At 57.8% G+C, this 13,348-nt stretch carries 13 protein-coding genes; 3 read left to right on the forward strand and 10 right to left on the reverse strand.

Going from position 1 to position 13,348, the window contains the following annotated elements:
• Positions 1 to 34: 34 nt before the first annotated feature.
• From L1P08_RS14745 to L1P08_RS14785, 9 genes are all read right to left on the reverse strand, one after another.
• Entirely contained in the window at positions 35 to 889 is an 855-nt protein-coding gene (locus L1P08_RS14745) for an enoyl-CoA hydratase/isomerase family protein (protein ID WP_303617748.1), read from the reverse strand.
• Between the two features lie 57 nt (positions 890 to 946).
• Positions 947 to 2,242, reverse strand: a complete 1,296-nt coding sequence (locus tag L1P08_RS14750; protein WP_303617749.1) for a TRAP transporter large permease — start codon at positions 2,240 to 2,242, stop codon at positions 947 to 949.
• Positions 2,239 to 2,730, reverse strand: a complete 492-nt coding sequence (locus tag L1P08_RS14755) for a TRAP transporter small permease (RefSeq protein ID WP_303617750.1) — start codon at positions 2,728 to 2,730, stop codon at positions 2,239 to 2,241. The genes L1P08_RS14750 and L1P08_RS14755 overlap by 4 nt, the downstream gene beginning before the upstream one ends.
• A gap of 52 nt (positions 2,731 to 2,782) precedes the next feature.
• Positions 2,783 to 3,787 (reverse strand): TRAP transporter substrate-binding protein, encoded by a 1,005-nt coding sequence (locus L1P08_RS14760; protein ID WP_303617751.1) that lies wholly within the window; start codon positions 3,785 to 3,787, stop codon positions 2,783 to 2,785.
• A 61-nt stretch (positions 3,788 to 3,848) separates the two neighbouring features.
• A complete protein-coding gene (locus tag L1P08_RS14765) occupies positions 3,849 to 5,009 on the reverse strand; it encodes a CaiB/BaiF CoA transferase family protein (protein WP_303617752.1) in 1,161 nt (386 codons plus the stop codon).
• 2 nt (positions 5,010 to 5,011) lie between these two features.
• Entirely contained in the window at positions 5,012 to 6,019 is a 1,008-nt protein-coding gene (locus L1P08_RS14770) for a CoA transferase (RefSeq protein WP_303617753.1), read from the reverse strand.
• Positions 6,016 to 7,206, reverse strand: coding sequence for a CaiB/BaiF CoA transferase family protein (locus L1P08_RS14775; RefSeq protein ID WP_303617754.1), 1,191 nt, complete (start codon positions 7,204 to 7,206; stop codon positions 6,016 to 6,018). Before L1P08_RS14775 ends, L1P08_RS14770 begins: the two co-directional genes overlap by 4 nt.
• Entirely contained in the window at positions 7,203 to 8,456 is a 1,254-nt protein-coding gene (locus L1P08_RS14780) for a 2-hydroxyacyl-CoA dehydratase family protein (protein WP_303617755.1), read from the reverse strand. Before L1P08_RS14780 ends, L1P08_RS14775 begins: the two co-directional genes overlap by 4 nt.
• Complete coding sequence (locus L1P08_RS14785) at positions 8,453 to 9,535, reverse strand: 2-hydroxyacyl-CoA dehydratase family protein (RefSeq protein ID WP_303617756.1); 1,083 nt, start codon at positions 9,533 to 9,535, stop codon at positions 8,453 to 8,455. The genes L1P08_RS14780 and L1P08_RS14785 overlap by 4 nt, the downstream gene beginning before the upstream one ends.
• A gap of 138 nt (positions 9,536 to 9,673) precedes the next feature.
• On the opposite strand from L1P08_RS14785, the gene L1P08_RS14790 reads away from it, so the two are divergent.
• Complete coding sequence (locus tag L1P08_RS14790) at positions 9,674 to 10,159, forward strand: MarR family winged helix-turn-helix transcriptional regulator (RefSeq protein WP_303617757.1); 486 nt, start codon at positions 9,674 to 9,676, stop codon at positions 10,157 to 10,159.
• A gap of 90 nt (positions 10,160 to 10,249) precedes the next feature.
• Entirely contained in the window at positions 10,250 to 11,425 is a 1,176-nt protein-coding gene (locus L1P08_RS14795; RefSeq protein ID WP_303617758.1) for a CaiB/BaiF CoA transferase family protein, read from the forward strand.
• 122 nt (positions 11,426 to 11,547) lie between these two features.
• Here L1P08_RS14795 and L1P08_RS14800 read toward each other — a convergent pair whose 3' ends face one another.
• On the reverse strand, positions 11,548 to 12,306 hold the full coding sequence (locus L1P08_RS14800) for an SDR family oxidoreductase (RefSeq protein WP_303617759.1): 759 nt from the start codon (positions 12,304 to 12,306) through the stop codon (positions 11,548 to 11,550).
• 101 nt (positions 12,307 to 12,407) lie between these two features.
• Here L1P08_RS14800 and L1P08_RS14805 point away from each other — a divergent pair, with 101 nt between their 5' ends.
• Entirely contained in the window at positions 12,408 to 13,322 is a 915-nt protein-coding gene (locus tag L1P08_RS14805) for an AraC family transcriptional regulator (protein WP_303617760.1), read from the forward strand.
• Positions 13,323 to 13,348: the final 26 nt, after the last annotated feature.

Below are 13,348 nucleotides of genomic sequence, written 5' to 3' on the forward strand. Positions count from 1 at the left end.
AACGTCAACACCCCGGTATTGTTACGAAGCCGGCTTACGACATAAGGCCGACGCGGACCTGGCCGGCCAGGAGATAGCGGTTGCGGTCGGCGGTGGCGGACATGGCTTGCAGGGCGGTGCTGTGGGTGTCGACCGATTCCTTGGTCATGCGCACCGCAAGGGCTGGCAATTGCGCGACTTTTTGCGCCCAGCGCTTGCCCACGGCCAGGGCTTCGCCCGCCGGGGCGATTTCGTCGGCCAGGCCCCAGTCGGCGCTGGTTTTCGCGTCGATAGCGTCACCGAACATCACCATCTGCTTGCAGCGGGACGGGCCGACCAGCGCGGTGAGACGCGGGATTGCGCCCCAGCCCAAGATCATACCGTTGGGCACTTCGGGAAAGAAAAACTCAACACCTTCACCCATGATGCGGAAATCGCAGACAATCGAGAGCACGCAGGCCGCGCCCCGGCAGCGCCCGTCGATGGCGGCAATAGTGATGGCTTCAATTTTGCTCCAGGCCTCGATCATGTCCGCGCCCGGCATGACGTCCCGGCGTCTTTCCAGCAGGGTGGGCGCGGAAAAGCGGCTGCGGAAATCTTGCGGATCGCTGCCGGCCGAAAACACATCGGCGCGGCCACACAGCAAAACAACGTTGAACTCGATGTTGCGGTGCAAGAGCACGGCAAGCTCTGCCAGTTCGGCAATTACCGCGCCGTTGAAATCGTTGCGCTCAAAGCCTTCGGTATTGAGCTGAACCGTGAGAATTTTGTCCTCGCATGACAAGACAAAATTGCGCCATTTGTGTTCGAGAATGCTTTTAAGATCCACAATACCACCCCATTTCTGACCGCCTGATCTATAGCAATCGAGGCGCGCAAACGCGCTGGCAAAAACTTGACGTTCTGCCAAGTGAAATGCCTGCGCGCAATGCGCGCAGGCCTGGCTCTGGGGCAGTTGTGATCTGAGCTAAAGGCCGGGCAGCCAGAGCACCAGTGCCGGGAAAGTCAGCAACAGGGCGACATGCAGGATGTCGGCGACCACAAAGGGTGCCGTGCCGCGGAACATTTTGGACAAGGGGATATCCGGGGCAACGCCCGACAGGACAAAGACGTTCATGCCGACGGGTGGGGTAATCAAGGCAATTTCGGTCATGCGCACAACCAGGACGCCAAACAGGATAGCGTCATAGCCCAGCCCTGTGACCAGCGGGAAGAACAGGGGCACGGTCAGCGTCATCATGGCGGATGCATCAAGGATCATGCCGAGGAACAGATACACACACAAAACCAGCAGCAGGATCATTTGCGGCGGCAAATTGGCGTCTGTTACCCAGCCGACAATGCCAAGCGGAATTGTTGTGACAGTCAGGAAGGCATTGAACACCAATGCACCGAACAAAATGCCAAAAATCATGCCCGTTGATTTAAGTGTCTCGTAAACCGCAAGGCGGACGGTTTCCAGGTTGAGGCGGCCTCTGACGGCGGCGATGACAAGGGCACCAAAGGCGCCCATTGCGCCGGCTTCGGTGGGAGTGAACAATCCCCAGATGATGCCGCCCATAACGAAGAAAAAGAGCACGATGACGTCGCCGGTTTGCCGGAAACCTGCGAGGCGTTCCCGCCAGGAAAAGCGCGGGCCGGCGGGACCTGCATCGGGGTTCAGGCGGCACTGGATGGCAATAGTAACCATGTAGAACATGGCGAGCAGAATGCCAGGGATGATGCCGGCGGCGAACATGTCACCGATCGAGGTTTCGGTGAGAATGCCATAGATGATGAACATGCCCGATGGCGGGATGAGACTGCCAATGGTTCCGCCAGCCGCCACACTGCCTGATGCCAGTGAATCCGAATAGCCATGCTTGCGCATCTCGGGAAGCGCGACGAGCCCCATGGTTGCGGTCGTGGCGAGCGACGAGGCATTGACTGAGGCAAAGCCGGCCGAGGCGCCAATCGTTGCCATGGCCAGGCCGCCACGCCGGTGACCCAGCAGGCGGGCCGCGAGTTCGTATAAATCGCGGCCGATTCCGGTCGCGAAGAGAATATGCGCCATGAAAAGGAACAGGGGTACAGTGCCGATGGCATAATTGGTGGCCAGATCAAACGTGATGACGCCGACCTTGATGACGGCCGCGTGAAAACTGATCAGGGTACCAAAGCCAACGACCCCGACGAGGCCCATGGCAAAACCGATAGGCATGCCGAGGGCCAAAAGCGCGAAAAGGATCAGTATGCCGAAACCACCGACTTCTACAGGGCTCATTTGGAGGTTTCCTTCCCGGCTATTTCTTGAACGGCACGCAACAAGGTGACCGCGATCATCAGAACAATGGCGCCGAACATGAGCCAGCGAAATGGAGCAACGGGGATATGGAGAATTGGACTTACTTCGCCCTGGGCTGAACGCCGCAAGACTTCCTCGTATCCCGCATAGGCGACGAAACCCCAGAAAACGGCACCAACCACAAGGGTCGCGCCATGCGTGTAACCTGCCCATTTTTTTGGGAGATTTTGTGTGAAAAGCTCGACGCGGGTGTGGGCCCCTGACCATGCGGCATAGGTGAGGGCGAAGGAGACGCTGGGAATGAGCAGTAACTCCGAGAGAACATAGGTCCCGGGAAATGCGATGCCTATTGCACGGAAAATGACGGTGACGACCGTGAGAGCCATCATGGCCAAAAGTGACAGCACGCCAACAAAGGCTGAAATGCGCACCAGGATGCCGAACACCTTTTCAATCTGTCTGAGCATTTCAGTCTCTCCCTGGACAGTGCCGGGGGCTGCCAGCCCCCGGCGTGGTTGACTAGTTCTGGTATGCCGCGCGGATTTCGCCGAGAACCTCGCTGCCGGGCTTGCCCATGGCATCGAGTTCTTTGGCGACACCTTCAAGTGCGGGGGAGAAGGTTGCAGCGTATTCAGCCATGACATCGTCGCTGACAGCGTTGAACTGTACGCCTTTTTCTTCGCCATAGGCCTTGCCGGCGTCTTCTGCCTTCTGGGCCAGTTCAAGCGTGCGCAGGCTCAGCCATTCCGAGTTGTCATCAAAAATCTTCTTGATGTCGTCGGGCAGGCCATCCCAGACAGCCTGATTCACGGCGCGGGACGGATAAGCACCGCGGCTGTGAGGCAATTCGGAGTAATACTTGACCACTTCTGCAAAGCTGAGTGACTTCAAGGCTTCGTAAGGGGCGATAACGCCGTCAACGACGCCTTTTTCCAGTGCCGGATAGGTCTCGGTCATCGGCATGGCAACGCCTTCTGCACCAAAGGTTTGCAGCGGAATGATGAAATCGACCGCGGAACGGATGCGCAGGCCTTTAAGGTCATCCAGCGTATTGACCGGTGCGTTGCGCAGCAGCAGATGCATTGGCGTGCCAACGTTGTAGCCAACCACATGGACGCCATCGAGCTCTTCGGCAAAGACCGGGAATTTATCCCAAAGTTCCATATAAACGTTCAGGACCTTTTCGGGGTCGGTATAGCCATAGAACATGCCTGGCGACAGGCGGTTCATGTCGTAGCCGGAGCGCGCGTAAATTGGGGCGATATAGCCGATGTCAGCAACACCCGCCCCCAGTTCGTCCACGCCTTCGCGACTGGAAATCAGGGTGCCGCCCCAAAAGGGGGTTATTTTTACCCGGCCCTCGGATTCCTCTTCAATCCGGGCAATCCATTCGGCATCCGCGGCGCCATAGGGATGCGCTTCGGTATAGGGCGATGCGTAGGTGAGGTTGAAGTCGGCGGCGAAGGCCGACAGGCTGGCGGTGGCCATTGCGATGGCAATTATACTGGTTTTGATAACTCTCATGTTTCTCTCCCTTTAAATCCAAGCTTAGTCTGCCGGCTTTCGTGGCCCGGTTCTTTGTCGTTTATTCCGCGTTCAGTGCCGATATTTCGGCGTCTGAAAGATCGAGACTTTTCAGGATTTCCCGATTGTGTGTGCCCGGCATTACCGCCGGGACTGGAGGCGGGCCGTCTGACAAGCGCACAGGCGCGCCGATCTGGCGCAAGGGTGCTCCGCCGGCGACGTCGACCTCAATAACCATATTGCGTGCGTGAAAATGGGGGTCGTTTAATGCTTCTGATACAGAATTTACGGGTGCGAATTGCGTTCCGGCAGCCTCTAGGTGTTTGAGCCAGTGGGCACGTGGCTGCGCTGCAAACTTGCTGGCAAGGGCAGTACGTATTTCGTCGGCCTTGGCGCGATCCAATTGCAGCGGGATAAATTCGGGATGTCCCATCGCCGTGCAAAAGGTTTCCCAGTATCGCGGTTCCATATCGGTGGTGCATAGCCATAGACCATCCGCACATTCCCACAATCCCAGATCAATGCGCCGCGTGCCGCGTGGCGGTGCATCATCGGGGGTCTCATAGCGTGAAAGCAGGTTGGCGATGAGCGAAAATGAACAATCCGCCATGGCGACATCCACATGCTGGCCTTTGCCTGTTTCTCTGGCCTGCATCACTGCGGCAAGCGTTGCAAAAGCAGCGTGGGAGCCGGTGGTTACATCTGCGGCGGCGACACCCATCAGGCCTGGTGCGTCCGGATTTTCACCTGTCCGGCTGAGAACGCCCGACAACGCCAGCGCGACGGGGTCGTGACCCGGCTTGTCGCGGTAGGGGCCGGTCTGGCCGCAAAGGGTGAGACTTGTGTAAACGAGGGCAGGGTTGGCTGCTGAGAGTTCGTCATACCCCAGGCCGAGGCCTGAAAGAACACCTGGCCGATAGTCCTCGACGATGACGTCCACACTGCCGGCAAGTTTGTGTAAAGCTGCCCTGGCTGCGCTATTGCCGATGTCCAGTTTCAGGGATTTTTTGTTTCTTGCCAGAATATCGCGCGCGCGCTGACGCTGGCGCTGTTCAGGTGACAGCCTGTCCCAACCGAATATTTTTGCCTGCTTTTTCAGCTCGCGCGGATGTTCGACGCGGATTACCTCTGCCCCCTGATCGGCCAGAAGCCAGGTGCAATAGGGGCCAGGAAGAAGCCGGGAAAAATCCAGCACACGCAATCTGGACAGGGCGCCTGCCATGGTCAGGTTCCTTCCTGCGGGTGAACGGCAAACAGGGTGTCGGGCACAAGGCGGCCTGACGTGCCTTTGGTAAAGACGTTTCTTGCTTGCATCTGGGGGCTTTCGGGCACCTCGGAAAGCTTGACGATGGGGGACAGGCCCCAGCCTTCCTCCAGCGACCATTTTGCCAATTGGGCGCGGGTGTGTTCGGCAAAGAATTTTGCGAAGATTGTCTGCCAGTGATCAATCAGGCTTTGGTCTGTATCTGCGACCAGAATATTGTCCCAATCAATGGCGGAGAGTTCTCCGGCACATCCCTGTTGCTCCATAATGCGTACAACCGCACGCATCATGTTGGGATTGTCGACCATGGCCCAGGTGACGAAACCGTCCTGGCAGGGCCATACCTGCTGCACGGCGGAGCTGCCCCTGACAAGAAGATTGCCGTTACGCGTGCCGATGCGTCCGGTCCAGTCGAACATGACAGCTTCGCGATAGTTGGAAAGTGCCGCGGACTGAAGTGCCGAGAGGGCAATCTGCTGACCCTCGCCGGTTCTGCGGCGTGCTTGCAGCCCCATCAGGGCGGCAGTTGCCGCCTGGATGCCGGTAAGGGCATAGCCTTGTTCCCCCGCCAGTCGCAGGGGCGGTTTGTCGGCTGGGCCGATAACCTTCATCAAACCTGATTGGGCCATCAGGGTCAGATCCGTTGCGGGACGGTGAGGCGCGGTGGCCGGCCAGCTTGTGATGATGATGTGCACCAGGTTCTGATTTTGTCCGGTGAGGGCTTCGACCTCTGGATGGGTGGTTGTGCGGCGATCATCGAGCAGGACGTCTGCGCCGCTGAGAAGATCTGTCAGGCTTTCATCCGTATCCCGCATGCCAAGGAGCCATGCGGCTTGCTGTGCTTTTGTGAGATTGTTGTTTAACGGCAGCCGCACAACATCGGCACCGAGGCGCGCGAGAATTGAACCGCCGAAATCGCTGAAACGGTCGCCAAGTACAACGACTTTGGTGCCCTCAAGAAGGTTCATGACAAAGCTCCCTGCGCGGTGAGGTCGGCCACTTCTTGTGCTGACATGCCCAGCATTTCCTCGAATACTTCCCTGTTGTCTGCACCAAGGCAGGGCGCGGCGGTTACCCGAAAGGGCGTATCCGAGAACTGGTAAGGCGGGGCGGGCATTGCGCAGAGGCCCAGCACTGGATGCTCGATTTGCAGGAAGTGACCTGCAGCCCGCAAATCAGGATGTTGTGACAGTTCCTTGCCATCGATCACGGCTGCTGCGGCGACGCCAGCCTTTGCAAGTGTCTGCTCCAACGCCTGCTTGTCCCAGCCAGCCACGAGCCTGCTAAGGTGTGTGTCGATGAGGTCCCGGTGTGTACGCCGGTCAGTGGCGGTGGGATATTGCTCTGCGAGTGTCGCTTCGCCAAGTTCGCTGCACAAAGCCTGCCACATCGCGTCAGTTTCGCAGGCGATGGCGATCCATGCATCGTCACCCTCACAACGATAAACGCCGTGCGGCGCCATTAGCGGGTCGCTGTTGGCGGGCTTTTCGGCCGGCATTTCTGCGAACAGGTCGCCGGCGCACATTGCCATGGCTTCGATCTGACTGACATCCACATGGCAGCCAAGACCGGTTTTTGCCTTGTGTTCGAGCGCTGAGAGAATGGCAATCGTAAGGAACATGGGGGCCACGACGTCGCCATAGGCAAAAGGGGTCATATGAGGCGGGGAATCCGGCCAACCGGTCATCTCGGCGCTGCCGGAATAGGCGGCGGCAGAATTTCCATATCCGCGAAACTGTCCCAGGGGGCCGGTTTTGCCGGCCACGGACACGCTTGCCAGAATTATGCCGGGGCGGATTTGCTGCAATTGTTCGTAGCCAAGACCGATGCGTTCCATGAAGCCGGGGCCGAAATTCTCAACCACGACATCGGCCCAGGCGACGAGCTTTTTGGCTATTTCAACTCCTTGCGGATCGGCAAGGTTGATGGTGATACTTTTCTTGGATGTATTGGTCTGGGCGAAAAAGGCCGAGGCATCCGGATTTTTGCGATCACCCTTGGCGAATGGCGGCGACATGCGGCCAAGATCGAGACGTTTGCGGGATTCAATCTTGATGACCAGCGCGCCATTGTCTGCCAGGTCCTTGGTAGAACGCGGCCCGGCTCCGACCCAGCTGAAATCGGCGATTTTCAAACCATCGAGTGCGTGTGTCATGCGACCTCCTCCAATACCTCGTCGAGGGTTTCGGCGACTTTTGCCGTAATGGATGCGCTATCCCAATCGCGCGGATCGACCATGTCGGACCAAACTTCAATAACCCTGACGCCTGCCTCTTCCAGCGCCCGTTTGGCAAACAGTGACCCATAGCCGGAGAACCGGTCGTGTTGCGGAATAAGCATGAGCGCTACATCGATGCGGAATTTCTTCGCCTGATGTACCAGCCATTCATTGACCCAAGGGGGCTGATGCAATTGCTCGTTCATCGCGGAAATACGGGCCGCAAGCGCGCGCATCGGGTCGCCGTTCAATTCACGAATGTAACCGTCGGCGGCGAAGGGGAGATACATTGACCATGCAAAAACTGCGCCGTGACTTTCCTCGAACGCCTTGTAGAAAGATGTGTCAAACCACAGCCCGGCGCCTACCCACATCATGCGGATTTTCTCGTTCGGGCAAACGGCCTCATCCTTTTCAATCCGTTCGGCAATTTCGCTTCTGAATGCGGCGACATGATCCAGCGCCCAATCGGAGCCCCGGTGCCATTGCGGGATCATGACGTTTGGCATTTGCTCGGCAATGCCCATGGGAACACGCGGGGCATCGGCGATCAGGGTTGTGACCTCATCAAGGATGCGTTCCTGGGTGTTGATGCGCTCCATGTAGATTGCAAATTTTTCAGCATCGAAATGCCGCCCGGTAAACTCTTCCAGTGCCTTGACGAGAACTTCGAGTTCTGTGACCTGAAGGTTCAGGCGCTCCGTGCCATAAAGGTTTTCCCAATCCGTTCGTGCGTGTGCCCACCATTCAGGCTCGGGGTTTTGCACACCGGGTGCGGAAAGCAGGTGCAGGGGGGCGCCGCTCAATTCGGCCCAGCGCTGAAAAATGCGTGCGTGTTCGTCCGAGCTTTGCCGTGCACATAGCAGCGCCGGAGAAGGCAGGCCGCCCCAGGGCTGACGGGTGACGTCCCCTTCCATTTGCGCCATCAGGGGCAGGCTGGAATAGCGGGGCAGGTTTTCGTGAAAGCCGGTTTTCTGCATCCAGTCAAAGAAATAGGGGGCCTGTTGTTTGGCGGCGATGACGGCTGACCACCACTGGTTTGTAACCAGGGGCACATCCATGAAATGAAACAACTCATGGGGTGTGTCTGCGTTGGCAAATACATAGGCTTCGCCGTCGGTGATCCGTCGCCGCAGGCCTTTGATCCATTCTTTCTGATATGCTGCTGCCTGTGCCGCTGCGGTCATTGAAGCGACTCCAGTACGCGTTGTTTTGTTTGCGATATCCACGCATTGGATGGCCGGAACGGGACAAAACCCAGATCGATGAAACGGGCACCTTTTGCATGCGCCTGATCGCGGATACGGGGGACTTCCCAGCCGAAACTGTCGTCATTGTGATCGACGGCGGAGACGACGAGGTCACAGTTTTCGAGACGGCTTTGCAATGCTGCACCAAAATTTTCGGCGGGATTGGCGCGAATGTTCAGCGGGTCGGTGGCGATGGCGTGGATGAGGGTTTCGGCGTCGGTCGCCGTTGAGATATCGTAGCCCCACACATCACCAAAGGGCATGAGATCGGCTTGAAGTGTGCCGATTTCGCTGCAGATTTCGCGCAGACTGATATCATCGCAGGCGGTGCCGACAAGGCCGATACGCGTCTCAGCACTGACTGGTTTTTCCGCGGGCAGGGCGGACAATGCCGCGAGATGGGCGTTGGGGGAAAGCCAGCGGCCTGCCGCCCGATAGACAAACCGGTTCGCGCCATTGCAGGCGATTTGATCAACAGCTTTCCGGCGTTCCTTTTCAACAGAAAGGGCAGCCTTGAGTTCGTTATCATCAACCACCAGGCCCTGTTCAGCAAGGACGCCGATCAGGCGGGTGAGTTCAGTGAGGTTATATGTGCGCGCAGCGTCTGTATCTGTATGTGCGAGGTTCCACAGGTGCAGAACAGGCCCTTTGCGGGAGACCATGTTCTGGCGACGTAATTCGCTGGCATATTGATATGCGGCCAGCCCGGCGACATCGTCGCGGGCAAAGATGATGATGGCAAAATGGTCGAAGGCACCTGCCGCGAACCGGTGCAGGAACCGGGTGGTGAACTCATCAAGGAAGCTTTCCGCAATCTCGTCGACCAGATCTATTTTGGGGCCGTCAGTGGCGTCAGCCAGTGGTGGTGCCTTGATGTCTGCACAAAAGCCGCCAGCTGCATGGAGCAAGGGAGCGGGAATGCCGTCGCCAAACAAGCCTACAAGCGGCGCACCATTGGTTGCGATGCCATCAGCACGTTCGCGAAATGCGCGTTGCAGTTCATGCTTCGCGTCCATGTGCCACCCTCCCCAAGTGCAGACATTTCTAGCTCTATTAGTTAACTTTGGAAACTATTTTTGGATGTTTGTCAATATGGCCGGTTTGACAATTTTGAGTCCGCCCGGTAGCTAGGGAGCGTTGTCGAGGGGTGTGAAATGGCAGGATTTTCGATGGATCAGAGCAATGACGGAACCGTGCGTCTCGGTCATCTCGCCTCGGATCTGTCGTTCGCCACGCGCGCCTTGCGCGCCCGCCTGAGAGACCAGAATGCCGCGTTCTACAAAACGCATGGTGTGGAGTCGGGTGGCATCGCCATTCTCAGCCTTATCGGCCTGAATCCAGGCATTTCCCAGAAGGAACTGGCCGGTGCGATTGTGCTGAAGAAGTCCGCCATGACCAAGGTTGTGAACCAGATGGAGGCACAAGGTCTGATCGAACGCCGAAAGGGCGATGGCGACAAAAGGGTCAATGCTTTGTATCTGAGCGCTGTCGGCACGCAGCATTACAACAGCATGATGTCTGACATGCTTGAGCGGCAAAATAGACTGCTGGCCCCGCTGTCACCGGGCGAGCGTACGCTTTTCTTTGAGATGATGTGGCGCTTGATCGATCAGTTCGACGGTGACGCCGACGCAGAATGACCGGCCGTATGGCCGCCGGGGTTGACATCCTCTTGTATATATAGTTTCCGTAGTGAACTAATTGATGTGTGATTTCGGGAGAAAAATGACATGGCTCAGCCACTCGCTGGTGTGCGCGTTGCAGATTTCAGCCATGTAATCGCGGGGCCTTTGGCAACGCAATTTCTTTGTTTGCTGGGCGCAGAAGTCATCAAGGTGGAGCCGCCGACCGGTGACGTCATGCGCTATTATACGCAAGATGCGGCACGGCGCGGGGCGGCGGAACCGTTCATCGGGGTCAATGCCGGCAAGAAGTCTGTGGTAATTGACCTTAAGACCGATGCGGGTCGGGCAGCCGCGCACGCCCTTGTTAAAAGCAGTGACATATTCATCGAAAATTTCAGGCCTGCTGTGGCCGAGCGGTTGGGATTGGGCGCTGCGGAACTGCGCAAGCTCAATCCGTCGCTGATTTATTGCTCGGTATCGGGTTATGGCCAGGAAGGTCCCTATCGTGATTTTCCGGCGATCGACCAGGTCATTCAAAGTGTGGCCGGACTGATGAACCTGTCGGGGCAGGAGGGCGATCCCGCGCAGCGTGTCGGGTTCCCGATTGTTGATACCTACACGGCCCTTTTGACCGCCTTTGCCATTCTGGCGGCTTACGTGCAGAACAAGGCGGACCCTGAAGGGCGCGGGCAGGTTGTTGATGTGTCGATGTTTGATGCAACCATGGTGATGATGAGTTCGGTTGTCGGTCCGCGGCTTATTTCGGGTTTGCGCCCCAGCCGCGTGGGCAATCGCGGGTTCTCGGGCGCACCGACTGCGGATACATTCGATACCGCGGATGGTCAGATTACGGTGGGCGCCGTGCAACAGGTCCAGGTCGAACGCATGTTCGAGGTTATGGGATGCTCGGGGCTGTTGGATGACATGCGTTTTGCGACACCTGACGTCCGAATGGAAAATGATACCGCCTTGCAGGCCGAGTTGACCGCGATATTCAAAACGGGTTCGGCACTTGATTGGGAAAAGCGGCTTTCAAAAGCTGGCGTGCCTGCCGGTAAAGTGCGCGATTTTGATGAAGCGATTGAATTTCAGAAACAACACGAACGTGATCTGTTTCTCTCGATCGAGGACAGGATCACGGGCAAGCCAGTGCAAATTCTCAATGCCGGATTTCAGTTTCAGCATGACGGTCCCGGGACAAACGGGCCCGCGCCAACGCTTGGCGAGCACACGGATGAAATCATGCGCGAAATCGGTGTGGTTCACAGTAAATCCGCCTGAACGCGATGATGCTCACCTCCGCACCGCGAGGGGGGTGGTGAGTGACAGCCCGCAGATTTTCCCCACGGGCTGCAATATGTGGCCTCTGCCTCGGGCACAAGGGGCGAATCCCAGGGGAAGGATCAGCCAGCCTTGGCCCATTCGACCGCGTCGGCGCCCGCGGGCAGGCGAGTGGGGCAATCGGGATCGGTGGCGGCTTGCCAGATGGCTTCGGCTACATCTTGAGGGTAGGTGATCGGCGCGTTCTCTCCAGATGACTGCATGTGGCCCATGACGGTTTGTACGAGGCCGGAATAGGTTTCAGAAAAGCCGCCTTTTGCGGCAATTTGCGCCTGTGCGGTCTGAGCGAAACTGGTTCCTGGCGCACGCCCCGGGATGACGGCGATGGCGCGAATGCCAAATTCAGCGAGTTCGATGGCAACGGATTCAGTAAAGGCGTTGATGGCCGCCTTGCTGGCGGTATAGACCGAGAGCAGGGGTAGAGCGCGCATTGTGGTGCTTGAAGTCACGTTGATCACAATACCCGATTTTTGGGCGCGGAATTGCGGCAGGATAGCCTGGGTCATCGCCATGGTCGCAAAGGTGTTGGTCTCAAAAAGTTGCCGAATTGTCTTCATCGACATGCCCTCGAGCGCATCGAGCCAGCCAATGCCGGCATTGTTGACCAGCACATCAATATCGCCCGCTGCTTCCAGCGCCGAAGCAATACTGGCTGGATCGGTGACATCGAGGGGCAAGATGCGCAACCTGTCGGATGCGGGCAGGATGTCCTGTTTTGGTGTGCGCATCGTTGCGATGACGGTCCAGTCGCGCTCGAGGAAGTAGCGGGCGGTTTCAAGGCCGAAACCTGACGAACACCCAGTAATCATAATGGTTTTCATGGAAGCGTCCAATCTCTGGTTGTGAGGGGTGCACAAGGTTTAGACATTTGCGTTAGGACTTTATATAGTTTGGCGTCCGTATTTTGTTAGGAACAGTCCTGATGTCCGATCCGCTTGCTGAAATCATCGCCATGCTGAAACCGCGGGCACCGTTCTCCAAGCTTGTCCAGGCGTCGGGCAGGTGGCAGGTAAACCGGATTGAGGTGGAGAAGGTCTTTTACAGCATGATCCTCAAGGGATCGGCGCGTCTTGAGGTTGCGGAGAAGTCGCCGGTGATCTTCGGGGCCGGTGATTTTGTGCTGGTGCCTGCGGCTTTCAATTTTTCCCTGTCGAGCCTTGAGCCTCCCCGCCCGACGGATGAACAAACAGCTCCTGTCATCAATGCGGATGGTGTGGCCCATCTGGGACCGTCCGATCGCCCCATCGAGATGCAGGCATTGGTGGGCTATTGTGAGCTGGGGTCTCCGGATGCAGCGCTTTTGGTGTCACTATTGCCCGATATCATTGCGGTGCGGGGCGAGGACCGGCTGGGCACGCTGACAAAACTGGTGGCGAGTGAAGCGCGGGCGGAGCGGCCGGCGCGTGAGGTGGTTCTGGAACACCTGCTACAGGTGCTTATGATTGAAGCCTTGCGATCATCATCAGAAACGACAGCAATGCCGGGCCTGTTACGGGGACTTGCAGATGAACGGATAGCTGTGGCCTTGCGCACCATGCATGCCAAGCCGGACCGCAACTGGACCATGGCGGAACTGGCGCGGGCGGCAGGGCTTTCCCGCTCGGCGTTTTTTGCCCGTTTCAGTCGGACAGTGGGGGTGCCGCCGATGGATTATTTTCTCGCGTGGCGCATGACCATTGCCAAGGACCTGTTGCGGGGGGGCAGAAAGAGCGTCTCCGAGGTGGCCACCCAGATCGGATATGGCTCTGCCAGCGCTTTTAGTATGGCGTTTTCGCGGCTGGTCGGCCAGCCGCCGGGCCATTATGCACGGCAAATGGCGGCGGCAGATTCTGTCTGAAATCCCTGGGGTTTTGATGCCGGTGT

Source organism: Mariluticola halotolerans, from assembly GCF_021611515.1.
GTDB classification, from domain to species: Bacteria; Pseudomonadota; Alphaproteobacteria; order Rhizobiales; family Devosiaceae; genus Mariluticola; species Mariluticola halotolerans.